At 68.2% G+C, this 22,479-nt stretch carries 20 protein-coding genes and 1 tRNA gene; 11 read left to right on the plus strand and 10 right to left on the minus strand.

Translation table 11 applies throughout. The features are described from left to right. The 6 genes from LO787_RS02240 to LO787_RS02265 all read left to right on the plus strand — a co-directional run bounded on the left by LO787_RS02240 (position 1) and on the right by LO787_RS02265 (position 8,323). A complete protein-coding gene (locus LO787_RS02240) occupies positions 1–1,170 on the plus strand; it encodes a fumarylacetoacetate hydrolase family protein (protein WP_232494261.1) in 1,170 nt (389 codons plus the stop codon). Further along, positions 1,167–2,126, plus strand: coding sequence for a 2-hydroxyacid dehydrogenase (locus LO787_RS02245; RefSeq protein WP_232494262.1), 960 nt, complete (start codon positions 1,167–1,169; stop codon positions 2,124–2,126). The genes LO787_RS02240 and LO787_RS02245 overlap by 4 nt, the downstream gene beginning before the upstream one ends. Further along, positions 2,123–3,094: a kinase gene (locus tag LO787_RS02250; RefSeq protein ID WP_232494263.1), complete on the plus strand. Its 972-nt coding sequence runs from the start codon at positions 2,123–2,125 to the stop codon at positions 3,092–3,094. Before LO787_RS02245 ends, LO787_RS02250 begins: the two co-directional genes overlap by 4 nt. Next, positions 3,091–4,221 carry an FMN-dependent L-lactate dehydrogenase LldD gene (gene lldD, locus LO787_RS02255; protein WP_232494264.1) on the plus strand — a complete coding sequence of 377 codons (1,131 nt, stop codon included), beginning with the start codon at positions 3,091–3,093 and terminating at the stop codon, positions 4,219–4,221. Before LO787_RS02250 ends, lldD begins: the two co-directional genes overlap by 4 nt. Positions 4,222–4,641: 420 nt before the next feature. After that, the gene (locus LO787_RS02260; RefSeq protein WP_232496228.1) at positions 4,642–6,258 is read left to right on the plus strand and encodes a rhamnogalacturonidase; all 1,617 of its coding nucleotides are present in this window, start codon (positions 4,642–4,644) and stop codon (positions 6,256–6,258) included. 10 nt (positions 6,259–6,268) lie between these two features. Then, positions 6,269–8,323 (plus strand): glycoside hydrolase family 2 protein, encoded by a 2,055-nt coding sequence (locus LO787_RS02265; RefSeq protein ID WP_232494265.1) that lies wholly within the window; start codon positions 6,269–6,271, stop codon positions 8,321–8,323. Between the two features lie 389 nt (positions 8,324–8,712). On the opposite strand, the gene LO787_RS02270 is transcribed toward LO787_RS02265, so the two are convergent. From LO787_RS02270 to LO787_RS02285, 4 genes are all read right to left on the minus strand, one after another. Continuing rightward, on the minus strand, positions 8,713–10,299 hold the full coding sequence (locus LO787_RS02270; RefSeq protein ID WP_232494266.1) for an alpha-L-rhamnosidase-related protein: 1,587 nt from the start codon (positions 10,297–10,299) through the stop codon (positions 8,713–8,715). Beyond that, positions 10,296–12,317, minus strand: coding sequence for a right-handed parallel beta-helix repeat-containing protein (locus LO787_RS02275; RefSeq protein ID WP_232494267.1), 2,022 nt, complete (start codon positions 12,315–12,317; stop codon positions 10,296–10,298). The genes LO787_RS02270 and LO787_RS02275 overlap by 4 nt, the downstream gene beginning before the upstream one ends. A 147-nt stretch (positions 12,318–12,464) precedes the next feature. Next, a complete protein-coding gene (locus LO787_RS02280) occupies positions 12,465–13,193 on the minus strand; it encodes an SDR family oxidoreductase (protein WP_232494268.1) in 729 nt (242 codons plus the stop codon). A 68-nt stretch (positions 13,194–13,261) separates the two neighbouring features. After that, positions 13,262–14,107, minus strand: coding sequence for a fumarylacetoacetate hydrolase family protein (locus tag LO787_RS02285; RefSeq protein WP_232494269.1), 846 nt, complete (start codon positions 14,105–14,107; stop codon positions 13,262–13,264). Between the two features lie 169 nt (positions 14,108–14,276). Between LO787_RS02285 and LO787_RS02290 the strand changes: the two genes are divergently transcribed. From LO787_RS02290 to LO787_RS02300, 3 genes are all read left to right on the plus strand, one after another. Further along, positions 14,277–15,110, plus strand: coding sequence for an amidohydrolase family protein (locus LO787_RS02290; protein ID WP_232494270.1), 834 nt, complete (start codon positions 14,277–14,279; stop codon positions 15,108–15,110). After that, the gene (locus LO787_RS02295) at positions 15,107–16,129 is read left to right on the plus strand and encodes an aldo/keto reductase (RefSeq protein ID WP_232494271.1); all 1,023 of its coding nucleotides are present in this window, start codon (positions 15,107–15,109) and stop codon (positions 16,127–16,129) included. The genes LO787_RS02290 and LO787_RS02295 overlap by 4 nt, the downstream gene beginning before the upstream one ends. A gap of 176 nt (positions 16,130–16,305) precedes the next feature. Then, complete coding sequence (locus tag LO787_RS02300; protein ID WP_232494272.1) at positions 16,306–17,190, plus strand: SMP-30/gluconolactonase/LRE family protein; 885 nt, start codon at positions 16,306–16,308, stop codon at positions 17,188–17,190. Here LO787_RS02300 and rclC (LO787_RS02305) read toward each other — a convergent pair. From rclC (LO787_RS02305) to LO787_RS02325, 5 genes are all read right to left on the minus strand, one after another. Beyond that, on the minus strand, positions 17,187–17,759 hold the full coding sequence (gene rclC / locus LO787_RS02305) for a reactive chlorine resistance membrane protein RclC (protein ID WP_232494273.1): 573 nt from the start codon (positions 17,757–17,759) through the stop codon (positions 17,187–17,189). The genes LO787_RS02300 and rclC (LO787_RS02305) overlap by 4 nt on opposite strands. Positions 17,760–17,773: 14 nt before the next feature. Then, positions 17,774–18,757 (minus strand): dicarboxylate transporter/tellurite-resistance protein TehA, encoded by a 984-nt coding sequence (gene tehA / locus LO787_RS02310; RefSeq protein WP_232494274.1) that lies wholly within the window; start codon positions 18,755–18,757, stop codon positions 17,774–17,776. Positions 18,758–18,785: 28 nt separating this feature from the next. Continuing rightward, positions 18,786–19,517: an isochorismatase family protein gene (locus LO787_RS02315; protein ID WP_232494275.1), complete on the minus strand. Its 732-nt coding sequence runs from the start codon at positions 19,515–19,517 to the stop codon at positions 18,786–18,788. Positions 19,518–19,805: 288 nt separating this feature from the next. Beyond that, entirely contained in the window at positions 19,806–20,402 is a 597-nt protein-coding gene (gene rclC, locus LO787_RS02320; RefSeq protein ID WP_276574172.1) for a reactive chlorine resistance membrane protein RclC, read from the minus strand. An 18-nt stretch (positions 20,403–20,420) separates the two neighbouring features. Further along, positions 20,421–20,759 carry a carboxymuconolactone decarboxylase family protein gene (locus tag LO787_RS02325; RefSeq protein ID WP_232494276.1) on the minus strand — a complete coding sequence of 113 codons (339 nt, stop codon included), beginning with the start codon at positions 20,757–20,759 and terminating at the stop codon, positions 20,421–20,423. A 96-nt stretch (positions 20,760–20,855) separates the two neighbouring features. On the opposite strand from LO787_RS02325, the gene LO787_RS02330 reads away from it, so the two are divergent. Continuing rightward, on the plus strand, positions 20,856–21,800 hold the full coding sequence (locus tag LO787_RS02330) for an AraC family transcriptional regulator (RefSeq protein WP_232494277.1): 945 nt from the start codon (positions 20,856–20,858) through the stop codon (positions 21,798–21,800). A 53-nt stretch (positions 21,801–21,853) separates the two neighbouring features. Here the strand turns inward: LO787_RS02330 and LO787_RS02335 are convergent. After that, positions 21,854–21,943, minus strand: a tRNA-Ser gene (locus tag LO787_RS02335). Positions 21,944–22,098: 155 nt separating this feature from the next. Between LO787_RS02335 and hspQ the strand changes: the two genes are divergently transcribed. Beyond that, entirely contained in the window at positions 22,099–22,479 is a 381-nt protein-coding gene (gene hspQ / locus LO787_RS02340; RefSeq protein WP_232494278.1) for a heat shock protein HspQ, read from the plus strand.

The raw sequence follows: 22,479 nt of genomic DNA on the forward strand, positions 1-22,479 counted from the left end.
ATGGACCTGTCCCCCTCCGCCGTCCTGCCCGCAGACCCGAAAGCCCTGCTTTTCGGCCGGGTCTGGCGTCCTGACCTCAGCGGCCCCTCGCTCGTCCGCGTCGATGGCGAACGCCTGACCGACGTGACCGCCGCGTTCCCAACCGCGCGCGACTTGTGCGAGCAGACCGACCCCGCCGCCGCGCTGCGCGGGGCCGAGGGCGAAGACCTCGGCACGCTGGCGGGCGTGCTCGCCAACACCGACCCGCTAACCCGCGATCCCGCCCGGCCCTGGCTGCTTTCGCCCATCGACCTGCAGGCGGTGAAGGCGGCGGGCGTCACCTTCGTCACGTCCATGCTAGAGCGTGTGATCGAGGAGCGGGCGCGCGGAAATGCGGACGCTGCCGCCGGAATCCGGGCTCAGGTGCGCGATCTGGTGGGGGACGACCTGCGCGCGCTGCGGCCCGGTTCGCCCGAGGCCATGGCGCTCAAGCAGACGCTGATCGAGGCCGGGGCATGGAGCCAGTATCTCGAGGTCGGTATCGGTCCCGACGCCGAGATCTTCACCAAGGCGCAGCCGATGGCGAGCGTCGGCGCGGGGGCGGAAATCGGGGTGCATCCGGCCTCCACCTGGAACAATCCCGAGCCCGAAGTGGTCCTCATCGTCGGCTCGAATGGCGGAATCGTGGGCGCTACGCTGGGCAACGACGTCAACTTGCGCGATGTCGAGGGGCGGTCGGCCTTGCTTCTGGGCAAGGCCAAGGACAACAATGCGGCGGCGGCGGTCGGGCCTTTCGTGCGGCTGTTCGACGAGGGGTTTGACCTTGCCGCGGTCGAGGCCCTAAGCATAGCGCTAACAGTGACGGGGGCAGAGGACGGTTTCGTGATGGAGGGACGCTCGGAAATGGCGCAGATCAGCCGGAAACCGGCCGATCTTGCGGCGCAGGCGATCAATGCGCACCATCGCTATCCGGACGGTCTGGCGCTGTTCCTCGGCACCCTTTTCGCGCCGGTTCAGGACCGTGACGAGCAGGGGCGCGGGTTCACGCACAAGGTGGGCGACGTGGTACGGATCGGCTGTGCCGAGCTGGGCACGCTGGTCAACCGGGTGGCTCCGACCGACCGCTGCGAACCGTGGATTTTCGGCACTTCCGCGCTGATGCGCAACCTTGCGGGGCGCGGTCTGCTGTGAGTTCGAAGCCGAAGATCCTGCTCACCCGACGCTGGCCGGAGGCTGTGGAGGCCCGTCTTTCAAGCACTTACGAGGTGGTACTGAACGGCACTGACACGCCACTGAGCGAGACAGAGCTGGCACAGGCGATGCTTGAGAACGACGCGGTGTGCCCCACGGTGACGGACAAGATCACCCGCGCCGTCCTGACCGTAGAGGGACGCCGCGCCCGCATCATCGGCAACTACGGAGCGGGGTTCGAGCACATCGATCTCGCCGCCGCGCGCGAGCAGGATATCGCCGTCAGCAACACGCCCGACGTGCTGACCGAGGCCACCGCCGACATCGCCCTCACCCTGATCCTCATGGCCATGCGCCGCGCGGGCGAGGGCGAGCGGGAGCTGCGCGCCGGAGCGTGGACCGGGTGGCGGCCGACGCACCTTGTCGGCCAGTCGCTTTCGGGCAAGCTGCTCGGCCTCGTCGGCTTCGGCCGGATCGCGCGGGCGACGGCGAAGCGGGCGGAGGCGTTCGGGATGCGCATCGCCTATCACAGCCGCCGCCCCGCGCCCGACATGCCGCAGGATGCCTACTTCGCCGACCTCGGCGAACTGGCCGAGCGCGCCGACGTGCTCTCTCTCCACGCGCCGGGCGGAGCGGAGACGCGGCACATGGTCGACACCGCGCTGCTGGCGCGCATGCCCGCACATGCCGTGCTGGTGAACACCGGGCGCGGCACCCTGATCGACGAGGCCGCGCTGGCCGAGGCGCTGGCGGCCCGCAGCATCGCCGCCGCCGGGCTCGACGTCTACGAGGCCGAGCCGAAGGTCCACCCCGCGCTCGTCGACCTGCCCAACGTCGTCCTCCTGCCCCATCTCGGCAGCGCCACGATCGAGGCGCGCACGGCGATGGGCATGAAGGTGGCCGACAACCTCGACCGCTTCTTCGCCGGCGAGCCGCTGCTCGACCCCGTCGCTTGACCCCGTCCGCCGAGCGCGTCCTCGCCGCCGTCCGCGTCTGGCTGGGTGAGGACCGGGACGGCCCGCTAGTCCTCGGCCTGTGCGGTTCGCAAGGGTCGGGCAAGTCCACGCTGGCCGCAGCATTGTGCAGCGCACTGAAGGCGGAGGGGCGCAGCATCGCCGTGCTATCGCTCGACGATCTCTACCTCGGCCATGAGGCGCGGGCCGACCTTGCGCGCACCGTCCACCCCCTCTTCGCCACGCGCGGCGTTCCCGGCACGCACGATGTCGCGCAAGGCATCGCCCTCATCGACGCGATCCGCGCCGGGCAGCCCGTCACCCTGCCCCGCTTCGACAAGGCCCGCGACGAACCCGCGCCCGAAGGCCAGCCGGTGCCCGGCAAGCGCCTTGCCGAAACGGAGAATCCCGCCTCTGCCTCACCCCGTCATCCCCGCGCAGGCGGGGACCCAACTGATGCCAGTGCAACAGGCGATGTCGGGAGATGGGTTCCCGCCTGCGCGGGAATGACGGACAAGGGGGCGAGCGATCAGGGGCGCCCGCTCGACCTGCTGATCTTCGAAGGCTGGTGCGTCGGCGCGAAGCCGCAGGACGCCGCCGCGCTCGCCGCCCCCGTCAATGCCCTCGAACGCGAGGAGGACGTTGACGCCGTGTGGCGCAACGCCGTCAACGCCGCCCTCGCCGGGCCTTACGCCGATCTTTTCGCGCGGATCGACCGCCTCGTCCTCCTCGCCGCGCCGGGCTTCGAGGTCGTGCGCGGCTGGCGCGGGCAGCAGGAAGACGAATTGCGCGCCCGCGTCGCGGCAGGCGAAGCGCACGGATCGCGCGTCATGGACGGCCCCGCGCTCGACCGCTTCGTGCAGCATTACGAACGCCTCACCCGCCATATCCTTACCGAGATGCCGCCCCGCGCGGACCTCGTGCTCCGCCTCGAACCAGACCGCAGCATAGCCCTCAGGGAACCGTCATGATCGTCTCCTCCCCGCTCGACTTCCGCGAGGCCGCGCGCCGCCGCCTGCCGCCGTTCCTGTTCCACTACGTCGATGGCGGCGCGTTCTCGGAAGAGACGATGGAGGCCAACCGCAGCGCGCTCACTTCGGTGCGGCCGCGCCAGCGGGTGTTGCAGGACGTCTCCGCGCTCAGCCTCGAAACCGAGATCTTCGGCGAGAAGATGGCGATGCCGGTGATGCTCGCGCCCATCGGCCTTGGCGGCATGATGCGGCGGCGCGGCGAGTTGCAGGTCGCCCGCTCCGCCCGCGCCGCGCAGGTACCCTACATCCTCTCGACCGTCAGCGTCTGCCCGCTGGCAGACGTCATCGCGGCGAGCGGCGCGCCGATCTGGTTCCAGCTCTATGTGCTCAAGGATCGCGGCTTCATGCGGCACGCGCTGGAGCGGGCGCAGGCGATGGGCGTGACCAAGCTGGTCTTCACCGTCGACATGCCACTGCCCGGCGCCCGCTATCGCGATGCGCATTCGGGCATGAGCGGCCCCGCCGCGCCGATGCGCCGCATGCTGCAGGCGATGACGCACCCGCGCTGGGCCTGGGACGTGGGCCTGCTGGGCCGTCCGCACGATCTCGGCAACGTCTCCGACTATCGCGGCAAGCCCACCGACCTTGCCGACTACATCGGCTGGCTGGGCGCGAACTTCGACCCCTCGATCACCTGGTCCGACCTCGAATGGATCCGCGATTTCTGGAAGGGCGAGATGATCGTCAAGGGCGTGCTCGACCCCGGCGACGCGCGCGACGCGGTGCGCCTCGGCGCGGACGGCGTGATCGTGTCCAACCACGGCGGCCGCCAGCTCGACGGCGCGCTCGCCACGGCGGAAGCGCTGCCCGCCATCGCCGACGCCGTGGGGGACGAGCTGACCGTGCTGGTCGACGGCGGCGTGCGCACCGGGCTCGACGTGGTGCGAATGCTGGCGCTCGGCGCGCGCGGCGTGCTGCTGGGCCGCGCCTACATCTACGCGCTGGCGGCGGGCGGCGAGGAGGGCGTGGCCAAGCTGCTCGACCTGATCGCGCAGGGCATGAAGCTGACCATGGCGCTGAGCGGGGTGACTTCGGTGGATCGCATCGGGCGGGATATGCTGGTCTGAACGCCCCGGTTCGTCATTGCGAGCGTAGCGAAGCAATCCAGGGTCGCCCCCCATGCCGGATTGGCCGCTGGATTGCTTCGCTACGCTCGCAATGACGACGGGAGAACACCCACCCCGTCGCCCCTGCGCAGGCAGGGGCCCATCCCAACCTAGCCGCCTCGTAGTAAGCAAGGTGTCGTGGCGAGAGGGGCGATAGGCCCCTGCCTGCGCAGGGGCGACGGGATTTGGGGCGGCTAGCTCGCTCTCCGCTCCGCTAAGGCTGAGCTTGTCGAAGCCCCATCAGCAGGGCGCGCATTTGGCCGATGCTGCTCCCGGCCAGCGATCCCGGAGCAAGTTCGGGATGACGAAAGGGTTGGCATCCCGCATCCTCTATGTAATACATCATACAACATAAATCTGAGGGAGCAGGATTTGACCCGCGTGATCGAACGGGCGGAGTTCAGCCGCCGCGCCGTGACGCTCGGCATGGGCGCGGCCTTTGCCATGAGCGCCGTCCCGGTGCGGGCGGCAGGCGCGCTGTCGGGGTTCCATGACGTGCGCGACCATGGCGCCAAGGGCGACGGCGCGGCCATCGATTCCGACGCCATCAACCGCGCCATCGTCGCCGCGAGCGATGCCGGCGGCGGCACTGTGATCGTCCCGCCCGGCCATTACCTGTGCTTCTCGATCCGCCTGCGCAGCCACGTCACCCTGCTGCTGATGCCCGGCAGCGTGATCGAGGCTGCCGACCCGCGCCGCCACAAGGGCCAGTACGACCTGCCCGAAGGCGTGTTTGACGAACAGTACGTCGACTATGGCGTCGCCCATTTCCGCAACGCGCTGATCTACGGCATAGACCTGACCGACGTGGCGGTGATCGGGCGCGGCATGATCCACGGGCTCGGCCTCGACCGCGAAGGCCCCGCGCCACGCTGGCACGGGATCGAGGGGTGGAAGTCGCCGAAGGAACTCGGCCTCTCGCCCGACGCCGCGCGCCGCGCCATCCCGCGCGAGATGGCCTACGAAGGGCGCGGCAACAAGGCGGTCGCGCTCAAGCGCTGCCGCAACGTGCTGCTGCGCGACTTTACGATCCTCCAGGGCGGCCACTTCGCCTGCTACGTGCTGGGATCGCGCAACGTCACCATCGACAACCTGACCGTCGACACCGACCGCGACGGCATCGACATCGACTGCTGCCGCGACGTGCGGGTGACGAACTGCACCGTCAACGCACCCAAGGACGACGCCATCGTCCTCAAGAGCAGCTATGCGCTGAACGAGCCGCTGTTCTGCGAGGAAGTCTCGGTGATCGGCTGCAAGACCAGCGGCTACGACCTCGGCGCGCTGGTGGACGGCAGCTATCGCCCCTCGCCCTACAAGTCGGTGGACGACGTGGGCGTGCTCGGCCGCATCAAGCTGGGCACCGATTCCGCGACGGGCTTCCGCAACATCCTGATCGCCGACTGCACCTGCGAGAATACGCGCGGGCTGCAGCTGGGCGCGATCGACGGCGGCGTGCTGGAGGATGTGACCTTCCGCGACATCAACCTCAAGAACCCGGTCAACCACCCGATCTTCGTGCGCCTTGCCGCCCGCAACCGTTCGCCGCTGGGCACCGGGCCTTCGAAAGTGCGGCGCGTGCGGTTCTCCGGCATCAACGTCTCGGGCGCGCCCGGCCCTTATGCCTGCGGCGTCGTCGGCAATCCGGGCGAGCCGGTGGAGGACGTGACCTTCATCGACGTCCACGTCCGCTCGGCGGGCGGCGGCACGGCGGAACAGGCCGCGCGGGATATCCCGGAGCGGCCCAAGTCCAGCCTCGAACCCAGCTTCATGGGCGCCTTCCCGGCCCACGGCCTCTACGTGCGCCACGCCCGCAACGTGGTGCTCAAGGACGTGAGCTTCGCCGTGGACGCCCCCGACGCGCGTCCCGCCGTGGTGTTCGACGATGTGGCAGGCGCCGTTGTCGACGGGCTGCGCTCCCCGCGCGATCCGAAGCAGGCGATCCGCTCCACCGCCAGCACCGGCATCGCGCTGGGCACCGTGACCCAGCTTTCCTGAAGGACCGACGATGATCCTGCGCCCCCTCCTCGCCGCCCTGCTGGCGACCGCCCCCCTCCCCGTCCTCGCCGCCAGCGAGCGCCCACTGACCGAAGGCTGGCACTTCGTTAAGTCCGATGTCGCAGGCGCTGAAGCCCCCGCCTTCGACGACCGCGCGTGGCAGACCGTCTCCGTGCCGCACACCTACAACGCCGCCGACTCCGGCATCGGCGGGGCCAAGGCGCGCGGCGAGCCGGAGGGCGTCTACTATCGCGGCCCGGCGTGGTATCGCCTCGGCTTCGACGCGAAAGTGGAGGCGGGCAAGCGCTACCTCCTCGACTTCGGCGGCGTCTCGCTCAAGGCGGAAGTCTGGCTGAACGGCCAGCGGCTCGGCATCCACAAGGGCGGCTACGCGGCCTTCCGCTTCGACGCGACCGGGGCGCTGAAGCCGGGCGCGAACGTGCTCGCGGTGCGGGTGGACAACGCGCGCGACACGCAGATCTCGCCGCTCAACGGAGACTTCAACGTGTTCGGCGGCCTCGCCCGCCCGGTCGGGCTGATCGAGGAGGACGCGCTCAGCTTCGACCGCCTGGCGAATGCCGGGCCGGGCCTCGCGGTGCGCACCACGGCGCTGAAGGGCCGCGGCGCCACCGTCAGCCTCTCCGCCGCGCTGCGCAACGACCGCGCCTCCCCGGCGCGCTTCACCATCTCGGCCCGCGTGCTCGACGCCTCGGGCAAGGTCGTCGCCAAGTCTGCGCGGCCGATGGAGCTTGCGGCGGGCGCGACCGGTACGCTCGACCAGACGCTGGGCTTGCGCAACGCGACGCTGTGGCAGGGCACCAAGGCGCCCTACCTCTACCGCGTCGTCACCGAGATCGCCGAAGGCGGCCGCGTGATCGACAGCCAGACCGCGCCGCTCGGCGTACGCACGGTGGCGGTGAAGCCCGACGGCACGTTCCTTCTCAATGGTGCGCCCTACCCGCTGCACGGCGTCAACCTGCAACTGCCCACCCGCTTCGGGCGCGGCCCGGTGGTGAGCGATGCGGAGATCGACGAAGACCTCGGCCTCTTCGCCGAGATGGGCGCGACCGGCGTGCGCCTCGCCCACATGCAGCACCCCGCCCATGTCTACGAACGCGCCGACGAACTCGGCCTGCTGGTGCTCACCGAAGTCCCGCTGATCGACGACCACGATCCCTCCGACGCCTTCCGCGAGAACCTGGTCCAGCAGATGCGCGAACTGATCGCGCAGACCGGCAACCATCCTTCGGTGGCGCTCTGGGGCATCGGCAACGAGATCCGCAAGTCGGACGCCGCCTCCAACCGCATCCTCGCCGAACTGCAGGCCACCGCCAAGTCGCTCGACCCCACCCGCCCGACGACATACGCGCACTGCTGCCTCAACGACGACGATCCCATCGCGCAGCACAGCGATACGGTGTCCTACAACCGTTACTTCGGCTGGTACTGGACCAAGTCGGAGGACATCGGCCCCTGGGCGGACGAACTCCACGCCAAGCTGCCGAACCGCCCCATCGGGGTCAGCGAATACGGCGCGGGCGCCAGCGTGCTCCATCAGGAAGACCCGGTGGTCAAGCGCCCGGAATCGAACGGCTACTGGCACCCCGAACAGTACCAGACCGACTTCCACATAAAGCACTGGCGCGAGATGAAGAAGCGCCCGTTCCTGTGGTCCAGCTTCGTGTGGGTGGGCATCGACTTCCCCTCGTTCAAGCGCAACGAGGGCGACCGTCCCGCCATCAACGACAAGGGCCTCGTCACCGAGGACCGCAAGATCCGCAAGGACGCCTGGTACTGGTATCAGGCCAACTGGTCCGACAAGCCCATGCTGCACATCGCCAGCCGCCGCGACGTCAACAAGCGCACGCAGCGCGTGGTGGTGCAGGTCTTCACCAACCGCCCCGAAGTGGAGCTGCGGCTGAACGGCGGGGCATGGACCAAGGTGGCGGCGGATGACCACATCGCCGCCTGGACCGTGGACCTTGCACCGGGCGCGAACAAGGTGGAGGCGCGGGCCGGGGCGCTCGCCGATGCGGTGCAGTGGAACTGGACGGCGCGGCCTTAGGGTGCGTTAGTCGGTATCGGCCTTGCTATCGGCTTGAAACGCGGGGCTTCGACAGGCTCAGCCTGAGCGGTGTTTAGAGGTTTCGTCATTGCGAGCGCAGCGAAGCAATCCAGCGTTACGCGCTACTGCTGGATTGCTTCGCTGCGCTCGCAATGACGAAAGTGGGTGTTCCCGCTCAGGCTGAGCTTGTCGAAGCCCCGGATCAAGTCCGGGACGACGAGTTCTGCGCCGGCCTTCCACCCCGTCGGCCCCTGCCTGCGCAGGGGCGACGTGAAGGGATACGTGGCTTATGCTCAAAAGCCCGTCATTCCCGCGAAGGCGGGAACCCATCTCCTGCCGTGTGATGTGGCCAGACCGGGAGATGTGCCCCGCCTTCGCACGGCCACCAATCAGGCAATCGTAAACACGTACTCGCCCGAGCCGACCTCAAGCACGACGCGCCCATCGCGCACACCGACGACGGTCACGCCCTCGACCGACCCCAGAGCCCGGCCGCCCTCACGCACCGCATCGACCGACGCCGCAGGCAGCCACACCTCGGCGCGCGAATTGCCCGGCACCGTGATCCGCGCCTCGAACCGCCCCGGCGAATAAGTCCAGTCCGTGACGATGCGCCCCAGCACGCTGTCGTAGCTCGCCCCACCGCGCGGCAGGCGCGGGTCGAGGACGGGGGCGAAGCGCCACTTCAGGAAGCCCGGCTCCACCGGATCAATCCCCGCCACGCGACGCAGCAGGAAGCCCGAGAGCGCATCGCCGCCGACCAGATCGCCGCGCAGCAGCAGGTCATGGACCAGCGCCGCCTCGCCCGCGTCGGCGAGCACATCGAGCGCCGGCACCGTGCCAAGCCGCCCGGTGGAGAGCCTGCCACCGCGCTGGCGGATGTCCGCCACCAGCTTCGCCGTGGCCCCATCGCGCAAAGCCTCAGGCACCAGCCCGAACCGCAAGGCCAGCGCCTGCGCGCCCTGCGATCCGCCGCCGACGGTGCCGTCCGGCTTGACGAAGGTCGCCGCGAAAGCATCGGCGATGTCGCGCGAAAGCTGATCATAGCGCTCCGCCTCCGGCTGGCGCTTGGCGCCATGAGCGACGGCGGCCATGGCATCGACCGCGCGCTTCCACAGGGCCATGGCGATAAGGTCGCCCGGCGTCGAGGCGTCCGGCGCGTCCGGATCGGTGTAGCCCTTGGTGCCGCGCCTCATGTTGCCGGGGCTTGCCTCGGCGATCGTGCGCAAGTGCCGCACCATTGCCGCCCAGTTGCGTTCGGCCAGCGCGGTGTCGCCGTAGCGCTGCCAGAGCGTCCACGGCAGCAGGATGGTCATGTCCTCGCGATCAGGCTCGGTCAGCCCCGCCATGCTGCGGCGGGCGAGTGCGCGCACGTCCACGTCGAAGGCCGCGCCGTCCCAGAATGCTGCATTTAGAGCCCCGCGCGCGGAATCGCAGAGTGCAGCATTTTCCGCAGCAAAGCCCTTCTGCCACAGGCCCTGTATCGCGGCATTGTCGAACAATGGCCGCGCCGTCTGCGTGCAGGCGGCAGGCACGCCGGGCGCGCTGCCGTCGAGCGCGCCCATCTCGAACGTCGCGACCGCGCTCGTCGCACGCACGGCATTGTCGTCGCGCACGACGACGCGCCAGAAGACCTTCTGGCGCGGGGCCAGCCGCGCGCCCAGCCAGCCCATGTCCATGCTGCGCCGGATGAGCACCTCGCCCGCCCACCACAGGTCCGGCGTGCCCGCCTCCAGCAGCGCGCGAGTGGAGGCGGCCTGCACTTCACACCGCGTCTGGGTGATGCCTCGCCGCTGGCCCTCCAGCCGCCAGGACAGGCGCACGTCCTGATCCTGGATGCCGATGGGATCGACCAGCCCTTCGGCCCGCAGGTCGACGATGCGCAGCCCCGCCTCCTGCGCCAGTGCCGGACGCAGCGGCAGGCCCGCCACCGCACCGATCAGCCCCGCATGCTTGAGCAGTCCGCGACGGTTCACGGTTGCGCCTCGGGCCGCACCCCGGCGTTGTCGATCACCGCGCGCGCCTCGGCGGGCCAGTCGCGGTCGGGCACCAGCGGGTTGTCCTTCGCGACGTTGCCGATCTCCTCCAGCCAGCGGCCGCCGGTGCTGTTGACGGTGTGCCAGTTGCCGGTCGCGGTGTTGTCGGTGGAGATGCGGCGCTTGTACATGCCGCCCGCGGTGTTGATGTTCAGCCACTTGCCGCCGGTCTCGACGACGTTGCCGGTCACGGCGAAGTGCTTCGATCCCTCGTCCAGATAGATCGCGATCTTGTTGCCGATGTCGAAGATATGGTTGCCGCGGATCACCGAGCCGGGGTTGGCCGAAAGGTTGTAGATCGCGCCGCCGTCCATGAACCAGTTCTTCACGCCATGGATGCGGTTGCCTTCCACCACGGTGTCGCGCAGCGTCGTGGGCGTGGTGAACTTCGTGTTGTGGACGTAGCCCTTGGCGTTCTCGTCGTAGTTCGGGTTGCCGCCCGCGTCGTTGTAGCCCCAGCCCCAGCCGACCGCGATGCCGTCATAGGGCGCGTCGCTGACGTCGTTGTGGGCGATGCGCGCGCCGGAGATGTAGGTCGTCAGGATCGCCGCGTTGTCCTTGTAGTCCTGGCTGACGGTGACGACGGTGTTGTCCTCTATCGCGAGGTCGCGGTTGACGAGCTTCGCGTCGTCCGGGTGATGCGCCTCGATCCGCACGCCGCCCGCCATGATCGCGCTGCCCGCCAGCACGGCGAAGCGGTTGCGCGTCACGCGGATGCCCTGCGTGGCGAGGCCGACGCCCGAGAGGTTGGCGTTGGCATCGTTGCCGATGCCCAGCGCCACCTGCCCGATCTGCGAGAAGGTGTTGCCCGCGAAGGTCACGTCGCGCGCGGCGGCAACCTGCACGGCGGCGGGCATCTGGTGCCACTTCTGCCGCATGGATTCGAACTCGACGCAGCCCCAGCCGCAGCTCTGCCATGCGTCGGCGGGGCGCAGGGGCGACGTCTCGTAGAGGAACGCGCCGCTCTGCTGGTTGGCGTATCCGGTCGGGCGCGAGGGGCCGAGCCAGCTGGTGTGCGAGAAGCGCAGCCCCTCGAACCGCAGGCGCTCCACCGGGGCGTCGGGCGTGCCGGCGATGGAGACGAGCGCCTCCAGCCGGGGCACCACGACCTCGCGGGTGGCGATGTCCTCGTCCAGTCCCATGCGCAGGTAGAGCTTGCCCGCCTGCGGATCGATCACCCACTGGTAGGGCCGCGAATGCCAGTCGTTCGCCTTGCCCACGAACTCCAGCGCGCCGACGAGGAACAGACGGCTGTCGTCGGGGAAGATCGGCTTGGAGATCGTATCGTAGCCCCAGGTGTTGTTGTCCCACGCGGGCTGCTGCATCGTGATGTGGCTGCCCTCGATCGACTTCACCGGCGATACGCGGTCGGTGAAGAAGCCGGTCGCCTCCAGTTCCACGCGGCCCGGCGCGGTCAGCTTGCCGAGCCAGTCGAGCTTGGGGTTGGTCACCGTGAAGCCCTGCGCGTCGAACTTCACGTCGGCGGCGCGGATCTCCATCCACGGGCGCTCGGCCAGCGTGCCGTCGACCCAGACCTGCCGGGTGTCGAGGCCCTTGGGCACGTCCGCCACCCAGATCCGGCGCTCGGCGTCGTAGGACTTGAAGCCGCTCACCGTCATGCCGCCCGAGATCACCGGATGCGCGCCCGCCGCCGCCTTCCACGTCACCGCATGGCCGCCCTGCCCGCCGTCGGCGCGGCGGAACAGCAGCGGCGCGTCGAGCCGCCATGTCCCCTCGCCCAGCAGCACGGTGACGTCGGCCTTGGCGTTGCTCTTGCGCACCAGTGCCTGCGCACGGGTGAGCGAGCGGACCGGGCGGGCGTCCGTGCCCGGATTGCGGTCGTCCCCCTGCAGCGAAACGTGGACCTCCACCGCGCGCTCCTGCGCGATGGCGGGAAGCGCGCTGGCGCTTGCGGCCAGAACGGCCAGATGGCGCGCGATGCGGCGAGCCTCGATCATTTCCCTCTCCCTCTTTTTCTAAGTCGGTCATGCATCCGACCCACCCACTTCGTCATTGCGAGCGTAGCGAAGCAATCCAGCGGAGCAGGCTGACCCTGGATTGCTTCGCTACGCTCGCAATGACGAAGAAGGACCGGACCATCACGGTCAGGCCGTCCAGCCGCCGTCGATGACGTGGATGGCGCCGGTGGTGAACGCGGACTCGTCCGACGCGAGGTAGACCGCCAGAGCCGCCAGCTCGCCCGCCCCGCCGAAGCGGCCCATCGGCTGCCTTGCGGTGAACTCGGCATAGGCCTTGTCGAAATCGCCGGTGTCGTGAAGCCTCTGAAGCAGCGAGGGCGTCTCCACCGTGCCGGGGCAGATCGCGTTGCAGCGGATGCCCCTGGTCACGAAGTCCGTCGCGACCGACTTGGTGAGGCCGATCACGGCGGCCTTGGTGGTCGAATAGGCGAAGCGGTTGGGCACGCCCTTCACGCTGGAGGCGACCGAGGACATGTTGATGATCGACCCGCCGCCCAGCGCCAGCATGTTCGGCAGTACCGCGCGGATCATGCGATACTGCGCGGTGACGTTGAGGGTGTTGGAGAAGGCCCAGGCGTCCTCGTCGCAGTCGAGGATGGTGCCGGGGTGGACGAAGCCCGCGCAGTTGAACAGCACGTCGATCTCGGGATGCGCCGCCGCGACGGCCTTCACCGCGTCCGCGTCGGTGACGTCGAGCACCAGCGTCTCCGCCCCGTCAAAGTCCGCGAGCGGCTCGGCGCGGATATCGGTGGCGATCACCCGCGCCCCTTCGCGCAGGAAGGCCTCCGCGCTGGCCCGGCCGATTCCCTGTCCGGCAGCCGTGACCAGTGCGGTTTTCCCAGCTAGACGCCCCATGCTCTCTCCATCTTCATATAATACGTATGATGAATTAAGCGCATGGGGCGAGTGCTGTCAACGGGCCATCAGGGAGCGACGAACTCCTGCCGCTGGGTGCCGAGCTTCTCGATGCCCAGTTCCACCACGTCGCCCGGCTTGAGATACCAGGGTTCCGGCTTCTGGCCGAGGCCGACGCCCGGCGGCGTGCCGGTGGTGATGACGTCGCCCGGCAGCAGGCGCATGAACTGGCTGAGGTAGGACACGATCTGCGCCACGGTGAAGATCATCGTCGAGGAACTGCCGTCCTGCACGCGCTTGCCGTTGACATCCAGCCACATGGACAGCGCCTGCGGATCGCCCACTTCGTCCGCCGTGACCAGCCACGGGCCGATCGGGCCGAAGCCGGGGAAGCCCTTGCCCTTGTCCCAGGTCGCGCCGCGCTCGATCTGCCATTCGCGCTCCGACACGTCGTTGATGACGCAGTAGCCCGCGACATGGTCGAGGGCGGAGGCTTCATCGACGTTGAACGCCTCGGTGCCGATGACGACGCCGAGTTCGACTTCCCAGTCGGTCTTGCGCGAGCCGAGCGGCACGGTGACGGGATCGTTCGGGCCCTGGATGCAGCTCACCCACTTGTTGAACACCACCGGCTGCTCGGGGATCGGGAGGTTGGATTCGGCGGCGTGGTCGGCATAGTTGAGGCCGATCGCCACGAACTGCCGCGTCCCGCCGACGCAGGGACCATAGCGCACCGGCCCTTCGACCAGCGGCAGCGAGGCCGGGTCGATCGCGGCAAGCGCGGCGAGACCCTCGGCCCCGATGGCGTCCGGTCCGATGTCGCCGACGTGGCCCGACAGGTCGCGGATGCCGCCATCGGCATCGATCATCGCGGGGCGCTCGTTTCCGGGTTCCCCGACGCGGCACAGTTTCATTCGTGGCATCCTTTCATCATGATGGATCGGCGGCATGGACAGCCGCAATTGATATTGTATGATGTCGTATGTTTAAACCGGGTGCAAGCTCGGAAGGTATGGAAGAGGACATGACGGCGAAGCAAGACCCTATCCGGCGCCCCTTCATCACCGCGCCGGAGATGCGTGCATGACCCGCCCGCGCGTGCTCGATGCCCACCAGCATTTCTGGCGCATCGACGCCCCGGAATGCACCTGGCCCGACGCCGACTGGCCCCTGCTCCACCGCGACTTCCTGCCGCCGGACCTTGCCGCCGCCACCGAAGGTCTGGATTTCGCGGGCTCCGTCCTCGTCCAGTCGCAGCCGGACGACCGCGATACCGACTGGATGCTGGCGCTCACCGCCGACGATCCCATGATGCTGGGCGTCGTCGCATGGGCCGCGCTCGATGCGCTGGACGCCCCCGCGCGCATCGCCGCACTGGCCGCGCATCCCAAGTGCGTCGGCCTGCGTCCCATGCTGCAATCCATCGCCGACAGCGAATGGATCCTGCGCGAAGACCTTGCCCCCGCGATCGCGGCGATGGTGGCCCACGGCCTGCGCTTCGATGCGCTCGTCGAGCCGCGCCACCTGCCCGCCATTGCAGCACTGGCACGGCGCTATCCCCAGCTTGCCATCGTCGTCGATCACGCGGGCAAGCCCGACGCGGCGAACCTCGTCCTCGATCCGTGGCGCGCCGATCTTGCCGCCCTCGCTGAACTGCCGAACGTCTGGTGCAAGCTCTCCGGTCTGCGCACCCAGCAGGCGCAAGGACAGGACGCCGCCGCGCTCGCCCCCTATGTGCAGCATGTGCTCGCCAACTTCGGCGGAAGGACGATGTGGGGCAGCGACTGGCCGGTCCTGCTGCACATGGGCGACAGCTACGCCGACTGGATAGACGATACGCTGGCCCTTGTTGGCAACACCGACCTGCCCCGCCTGTTCGAAGGCGCCGCCCGCGAATTCTACGGACTGGAACAATGATGACGCAGCCGTTCTTCCCCGGAAAGCTGGGCTTCGGCGCGGCGGCGGTGGGCAACCTCTACCGCGCGATCCCGGACGCCGACGCCTTCGCCGTGATCGAGGCCGCGTGGGCGTCGGGGCTACGCTATTTCGACACCGCGCCGCACTACGGCTTCGGCCTCAGCGAAAAGCGCCTCGGTGACGCGCTGGCGGAACTGGACCTGGCAGGCGAAGCGGTGATCTCCACCAAGGTCGGCCGCCGCCTCGATCCAATGTCCGGCGCGGATCTTTCGGCGGTGCGGCAGGGCTTCGTCTCGCCCGAGCCGTTCGAGAGCGTGTTCGACTACACCTACGACGCGGTGATGCGCTCCTACGAGGCCAGCCTGAAGCGCCTGCGCCGCAACCGCATCGACGTGCTGCTCGCCCACGACATCGGCAGCTACGCCCACGGCGAGGCCCACGAAGCGCGGATGCGCGAGTTCCTGGGCGGCGGCCTGCGCGCCATGCAGGAACTGCGCGACGGCGGCGCGGTCCGCGCCATCGGCCTCGGCGTCAACGAGACGGCGGTGTGCGAGGAAGTGCTCGGCCACGCCGACCTCGACGTGATCCTGCTGGCGGGACGCTACACGCTGCTCGAACAGACGCCGCTCGACAGCCTCTTCCCGCTCTGTGCGCAAAGGGGCGTGCGGGTGGTGGCGGGAGCGCCGTTCAACTCCGGCATACTCGCGCGCGGGGTGCGCAGCGGCCCGCCCGCGCACTACGAATACGGCGCGCCGCCTGCCGCCGTGGTCGAGCGCGTAGGCCGGATCGAAGACATCTGCGCCGCATTCGGCGTCCCCCTCCCCGCCGCCGCGCTCCAGTTCCCCGTGCGGCATCCGGTGGTCGAGGCCGTCATTCCCGGCATCGCGACGCCGGACGAACTGGCTACCGCGACAGCCCTAATGACGCATGCGATCCCGGATGCGTTCTGGGCCGCCCTGTCGGAAGCCGGTCTGGTCGATCCGCGCGCGATCATGCTCCCCTCGTCGTTGCGAGCCTAGCGAAGCGATCCGGCGCACCTGATCCATTTGTCCCCCTCACAATGGCTATTTGCGCAAGCCATGGAATGCGCGCAGCAAGGATGCGGCAGGCTCAACGAAACTGTTCGGGCGCCTGTCGCCATGTACTTGCCGGTCGGAGCGCATAGAAAACAGCCGACGCATCAGGGGAGAGCGGAATGGAAACGACGGTGACGGACCGTTTCGAGGTCGTGGTCGAAGGCTATCAGTTCATCGAAGCGCCGCGCGTCTCCCCGGAAGGCGACATCTGGTTCTCCGACCTGACCGGCACCGGCGTCCACCGCAAGCGCGCAGGGCACGCGGCAGAAACGATGCTGCCCGGCAGGCAGTGGGTGGGCGGCATCGTCTTCGACGAGAGCGGCATGGTGCTGTGCAGCGGCCGCGACGGCATCGCCGCGCTCGACCCCGCGACTGGTAAAACCCGCGCCATCCTGCCCGAGATCGAGGGCAGCCCGGTCATCGCCGTCAACGACATGGAGGCCGACGGTTGGGGCGGCCTGTTCGCCGGAACCATAGACTTCGCCTCGATCTTCGAGACCGGCGGCGCTCCCGGACCGGGCACGCTGTTCCACATGTCGGCGGCGGGCGAAGTCACTGTCCTGCGCCGTGACGTCATCGCCTCGAACGGCTTCGCGCTAAGCCCCTGCGGCAAGTGGCTCTACCATTCGGAGACCCTGCGCGGCATCTGGCGCTATCCGCTGGACGGTGCGGGACGGCCCGGCGAAGGCGAAGTCCTCATCGAAATGGACGACAGCGACGGCATGGTCGCGGACGTCGAAGGCAACCTGTGGGTGGCCGGGTGGCGCACCGGGAAACTGGTGCAGTTCTCCGCGCAGGGAGACCTTCTTCGCTCGCTGTCCTTCCCCTACCCCCACATCGTCAGCCTGGACTTCGGCGCCGACGACCCGTCCGCGCTCTACATCGCTACCGGCGGCAATGCGGAGAACCGCGGCAAGGGCGCGATCCTGCGCATGCCGGTAGAAATCCCCGGACTTGCGGGAGCGCGCACGCGGCTGGACCTGCTGCGCAGCCTCTCAATCTAACGGGCAAGCAGTCGCCGCGCCGTGTCCACGATCACCAGCCAGGCGCCTGCCAGGAGAGCGGTGTCCTTGAGGACGAGCCGCCCCGCTCCCGAAAGATAGGGAAATCCGTGCTGCGCATCGCCGAGCGCGGGCACCCACGCCTCCGGCGTTGTCAGCAGGAACGACAGCGTGACGAAGGGCGTCGCGAAGGCCAGCAGCGCCCCGACAAGGCCCACCCTGCGCGAGAACAGGCCGGACAGCGTCAGAAGGCCGATGATGATCTCCACCGTCCCAAGGCCACGGGAAAACGTATAGGTTCCGTTGGTGACCTGCCATGCACGGTGCGCCTCGTTCAGCATGCCCTCGCGGGTCAGATGGGCGGCATACTCGGCGGGATGGGCATAGAAGAACGACATGAACGGACTGTTGGCGACAAACGGCGTGATGCTGTCCGCCTCGTAAGGGATGAACTTCAGCCAGCCGATCCAGAGGAAGACGACGGCGATGGCGATCTTCATCGCCGCGATGCCGATGGCGTGCGACCTGCTGCCTGCGACGAGGCCGAGTATCTTGAGGTAAAGCTCTTTCATCGCTGGCCTTCTCGTCAGGTTACAGGGGTCGATGGTGCCGGAACGGCAGCCGCCGCGGGTGAATGGCTGCCCGCGCCCAGCAGGCGGTAAAGCGTGCCCACCGCGATCAGCACGACGACGACGTTGGCGAGGCCGAAGAGGATCGGCGCAAGGACGCGGACGACGCCGTGGTCCCCCATCGCCACGAGCCGGATCGGACCGGTGGCGAGCGCGGTGATGCCGAAGGTGAACGCCCAGTAGGACGGCGCGAAGGGCTGCCTGAATATCCACGGCAGCAGCCGGATCAGGACCAGCACCTGCAGGATGCCGTAGCCGATCATGGCGTGGGCCACCGCGAAGGGCACCTGAGGCACCGCTGCCAGCAGCGCCACCGCCCCGACCACCGGGGGCGCCAGTTGCACGCCCAGCGTCGGGCGCAGCGCGCTCGCCATGCCAGGTTGCGTCAGCAGCCGGTGCAGCAGCACGGATTCGATGGCCAGCCAGCCGAACAGTCCCATGCCGAGGAAATACTGTCCGAGATCGCCGATCCCGAATGCACTCCCCACGATGGCCGCTACGAAGCTGCCCGCCACGGTCGGCAGGTAGAGCACCGGCGTGGTGGTGTCCGGGTCTCTCCCGCCAAGCCAGAGGCCACCCGTCCGCCACACCGCGAAGCCGAAGGTGAACAGGCCGCCGATGACGTACAGCGCCAGCCCCGCGTCGCGCGTATGGGGCGCCAGACCGCCGGCCACCAGCATCGTCGCCACCCCGGCGAGCCCGACGAAGCAGCACTGCACCGGATGCACCAGCTCCGCCAGCGCATCCTCGCGCGCGACGATCCACTTGGCGACATAGCAGACGGTGACGAGCGCCCAGACCACGCCCCCGACGAGCATCACCAACTCGCCGACCGCAGCCGGCAGGCCCCACGCGAGATGCGCCCCGCGCCAGGCGTTGCCGAGCCCGGTCAGCCCCAGCACCATGCCGAAGTACGATGCCGGGACGGTCGGGAATTTCATCGCCTGTGCTCCCGCTCGGAAACCAGCCTCAGCCCGCCATCCCGAGCAGCTTTTCGACCGTCTCGTCGGTGCTCCACACCGCGTTGGCCATGAAGCGGTAGTTGATGAGCGCGGCGAGGTAGCCGTCACCGTCGGGAAGCTTCGGCGCGGCGACCGCATCGCGCACCACGGCGACCTCGAAACCCGCTTCCAGCAGGTCGCGCATATGCGATTCTACGCACATGTTGGCCAGCATCCCCGCGAGGATGACCTGGTTCACGCCCTGCTTCCCGAGCTGGAACTTCAGGTCGTTCGCCTGCGGACCGTAGAGCTTGTGCGGCGAGCAGATGATGGTCCTGCCATCCTCGATGAAGGGCTTGAACTCCTCCATGAAATCGGCGCCCGATCCGCGAAAATCGCCGACCTCGTAGGGGCCGGTCCGATCGAAGGCGCCGACATCGTGCTGGAACCGCTCCAGCGGGGCCTGCCAGCGCCAGTCGTGATCCCAGTGATAGTAGTAATGGGGAGAGACGGCGACGACGATGCCCGCCTTCTTGGCCGCCCCGAACAGTTCGACGAGATTGGGCACGAGATTGTTCTCGGTGACGCTCTCTCCGACGGCGGCCCAGGCCAGCCCCTTCTCGCTCATGACGTCAACCTGCGGGTCGATCACCACGAACGCCACCCGCTGCCTGTCCAGCGTCATGTCCGTCGCGGGAAGCGCGGGAGTCTCGGTATCGGCATAGAGTTCGGCAGACTTCGGCGAATAGTTCGGCTTCATTGCGCGTTCCCTCACAGCTTTTGCTTTCGATAGACGCCGGAATCCGACCCGCGAGCGCCGGTAATGCCAACTACCGGCCCACTATCAATCCAGATGGCGTCTGCTCGATCTCTGTTGCGGACAACATGGCTCAGGACCGTGATTGCGACATTTAAATCGTTGTAAAATCTGATTTTGAAAGGGAACCGTCACAACTTTCCGCTCACCTGCAAAAAGCCCCGCCGGCCGGGACATCCGGCTGGCGGGGCTAGATCACGCATTTGTGAGAGGCAGGTCGTGCGGACCCGTTTACGCGCGCCCCTTCTCCGCGCCGCCATCGCGAAGCAACGCCCTGGCGGTGTCCACGATGATGAGCCAAGCACCCGCAAGGATCGCGGTGTCCTTCAGGACCAATCGCCCCGCGCCGGACAGGTACGGGAAGCCGTGATGGGCATCGCCCAGCGCAGGCACCCATGCCTCGGGCGTCGTAACCAGGAACGACATCGTGACGAAGGGTGTAGCGAAGGCCAGCGCTGCGCCGACGATCCCCAGCCGGCGCGATACCAGCCCGGCAAGCGTCAGGCCGCCGATCACCAGTTCCAGCGCGCCCAGCCCGTCAGAGAACCCGTAGGTATTGTTGGCCGTCTGCCATGCGCGCTGCTCCGGCTTGAGCTCGCCTTCATGCGTCATATGCGCCTTGTACTCTTCCGGGTGCTCGTAGAAGAACGACATGACCGGACTATTGGCGACGAACGGCGTGATGCTGTCCGCCTCGTAGGGCACGAACTTGAGCGCGCCGATCCACAGGAAGATGACGGCGATGGCGATCTTCATCGCGGCGATGCCCAGTCGGTTCGACTGCGAATCGGCGACCAGCGAGAGAACGCGGCGTATCGAGCTGTTCATGACGATTTTCCTCCGTTCTCAGGCTGCGGCAAAGGCGTCGAGCGTGCGGGTCGAATAGACCAGCGCCGCGCCTGCGTTGATGGCGATCGCCACGCCGAGGGCCTCCGCGATCTCCTCCTGCGTCACGCCCAGCTTCTTCGCTTCGGCGGTGTGGACGGCGATACATCCGTCGCAGCGCAAGCTGACGGCGGCGGCCAGCGCGATCAGTTCGCGGGTCTTGCCGTCCAGATGGCCGGTCTTCGCGCCCGCGCCGCTCAGCGCGGCATACCCCTTCACGGTGTCAGGGCTGAGGCTGGCGATCTCGCCGACGCCGGCGACGACCTGACCCCGATACGCATTCCAATCCAGCATCGACATTGCAGTCTCCATGTATCAATTGCAGGAGACCATCTGGGAAACCGGGCCGCTTCGGGACATGTCCGTGCGGCGCGATTCCATGTCCGGGCGGATCAAATGAACACCAGCATGTCCGATGGCGCGGCCGAACTGCTCAGGGCGATGGCACCGCTGCTGCGCATCAGGCCCGAGATCGAGGACTTCTGCCGCTTCGGCGGATCCTGGGACTCGCCGCACGCGCCTCTGGGACAAGGGTTCGCCCAGTTCCACATCGTCACCCGCGGCGCCTGCATCATCGATCGGCCCGGGCGGGAGCCAATAACTCTGGCCGCCGGCGACATCCTCCTGCTCCCGCATGGCGACAGCCACGTCGTCCGCAGCCGCCTGGCGGGCGTGCGCAGGCCGATCGCCAGTGAATTCCGCAACGGCGTGCGCGACCGCTCGACGTCGGGGGCGGAGCAGGACACCGAACTTCTTTGCGGCAGGCTCGTCTTCGAGGCGGACGAGCGCAATCCACTGCTGTCCGCCCTGCCCGACGAGATCGTCATCCGCACCGCCGACGCTCCGGTGATGGAGCGTTTCCGGCGCCTGCTGACCGACATCCGTGACGAACTCGACGGAGGTCTCGCCGGATCGGAGATCGTCGCCTCCGACTTTGCCCGCGCCCTGTTCGTCCTGATGCTGCGCGACCACCTCACGACGACCGCGATCGACGACGGCGCCCTCTCCCTTCTGCGCGACCGCACGACGGCGCGCGTGGTCCTCGCCGTGCTGGCGGACCTGCCACGCGAATGGACGCTGGACGAAATGGCGACGATCGCCGTGACCTCACGGGCAAGCCTAATCCGCAGCTTTCGACGCCACGGCGGCACCAGCCCGATGGCGTTCCTGTCAGACCTGCGCCTGACGATCGCCCGCCAGCGCCTCGCCGGTACGTCCGATCCCATCGCGAAGATCGCCGCCGACGTCGGCTACACCTCGGAAAGCGCACTCAGCAAGGCCATCCTGCGCCGCTTCGGCCTGCGCCCCGGCGCCCTGCGGGTCGCGGAGGCATCGGTGTAAGCTGGCGGAGACCGGGGAAAGGTCTTGCAACTCAGTCGGTTGCAAGGAGTTCTTGGCGGAGAGGGTGGGATTCGAACCCACGGTACGGTTACCCGTACACCGCATTTCGAGTGCGGCGCATTCGACCACTCTGCCACCTCTCCGCTAGAAGATGTGTGCGGTGGAAAAGGCTTCCACCGGGTCGGGAAGCGCGCCGTTAGCCGACCTTTTCGAGCTTGCCAAGCCCTGATTTCATTTTTCCGGGAACAGCGCCTCCGGTTCGCTTGTTTGACCTGTGGATGAAAACTATATCTCGCCCATGAACAGAGCGTCCTTCTTCTCCCCTCAGGCCGGACGCGTCATCGACGCGCCGCTCCGGACCCGGGCGCGGTTTGCCATCGGCGATGTCGTTCGCCACCGGCATCACGACTTTCGCGGCGTCGTCTTCGACATCGATCCGGTCTTCGCCAACAGCGAGGAATGGTATCAGTCGATCCCGGCCGAAGTCCGCCCCAAACGCGACCAGCCCTTCTACCATCTCCTCGCTGAGAACGAGGAATCGAGCTACGTCGCCTATGTCAGTCAGCAGAACCTGACCGACGATGCCGACGGCGGCCCGGTGGATCATCCTTCGCTTTCGGAGATGTTCGAGGACTTCAGCAACGGGCGCTATCGCCTGCGTCGCGGCCTCGCCCACTAA

The organism is Novosphingobium kaempferiae (assembly GCF_021227995.1).
Taxonomy (GTDB): domain Bacteria; phylum Pseudomonadota; class Alphaproteobacteria; order Sphingomonadales; family Sphingomonadaceae; genus Novosphingobium; species Novosphingobium kaempferiae.

Coding starts and splice junctions, on each gene's coding strand:
- LO787_RS02240 (WP_232494261.1), top strand. CDS start 1: ATGGACCTGTCCCCCTCCGCCGTCCTGCCCGCAGACCCGAAAGCCCTG.
- lldD (WP_232494264.1), top strand. CDS start 3,091: ATGATCGTCTCCTCCCCGCTCGACTTCCGCGAGGCCGCGCGCCGCCGC.
- LO787_RS02265 (WP_232494265.1), top strand. CDS start 6,269: ATGATCCTGCGCCCCCTCCTCGCCGCCCTGCTGGCGACCGCCCCCCTC.
- LO787_RS02275 (WP_232494267.1), bottom strand. CDS start 12,317: ATGATCGAGGCTCGCCGCATCGCGCGCCATCTGGCCGTTCTGGCCGCA.
- LO787_RS02280 (WP_232494268.1), bottom strand. CDS start 13,193: ATGGGGCGTCTAGCTGGGAAAACCGCACTGGTCACGGCTGCCGGACAG.
- LO787_RS02285 (WP_232494269.1), bottom strand. CDS start 14,107: ATGAAACTGTGCCGCGTCGGGGAACCCGGAAACGAGCGCCCCGCGATG.
- LO787_RS02290 (WP_232494270.1), top strand. CDS start 14,277: ATGACCCGCCCGCGCGTGCTCGATGCCCACCAGCATTTCTGGCGCATC.
- LO787_RS02295 (WP_232494271.1), top strand. CDS start 15,107: ATGATGACGCAGCCGTTCTTCCCCGGAAAGCTGGGCTTCGGCGCGGCG.
- LO787_RS02300 (WP_232494272.1), top strand. CDS start 16,306: ATGGAAACGACGGTGACGGACCGTTTCGAGGTCGTGGTCGAAGGCTAT.
- rclC (WP_232494273.1), bottom strand. CDS start 17,759: ATGAAAGAGCTTTACCTCAAGATACTCGGCCTCGTCGCAGGCAGCAGG.
- tehA (WP_232494274.1), bottom strand. CDS start 18,757: ATGAAATTCCCGACCGTCCCGGCATCGTACTTCGGCATGGTGCTGGGG.
- LO787_RS02315 (WP_232494275.1), bottom strand. CDS start 19,517: ATGAAGCCGAACTATTCGCCGAAGTCTGCCGAACTCTATGCCGATACC.
- rclC (WP_276574172.1), bottom strand. CDS start 20,402: ATGAACAGCTCGATACGCCGCGTTCTCTCGCTGGTCGCCGATTCGCAG.
- LO787_RS02325 (WP_232494276.1), bottom strand. CDS start 20,759: ATGTCGATGCTGGATTGGAATGCGTATCGGGGTCAGGTCGTCGCCGGC.
- LO787_RS02330 (WP_232494277.1), top strand. CDS start 20,856: ATGAACACCAGCATGTCCGATGGCGCGGCCGAACTGCTCAGGGCGATG.
- hspQ (WP_232494278.1), top strand. CDS start 22,099: ATGAACAGAGCGTCCTTCTTCTCCCCTCAGGCCGGACGCGTCATCGAC.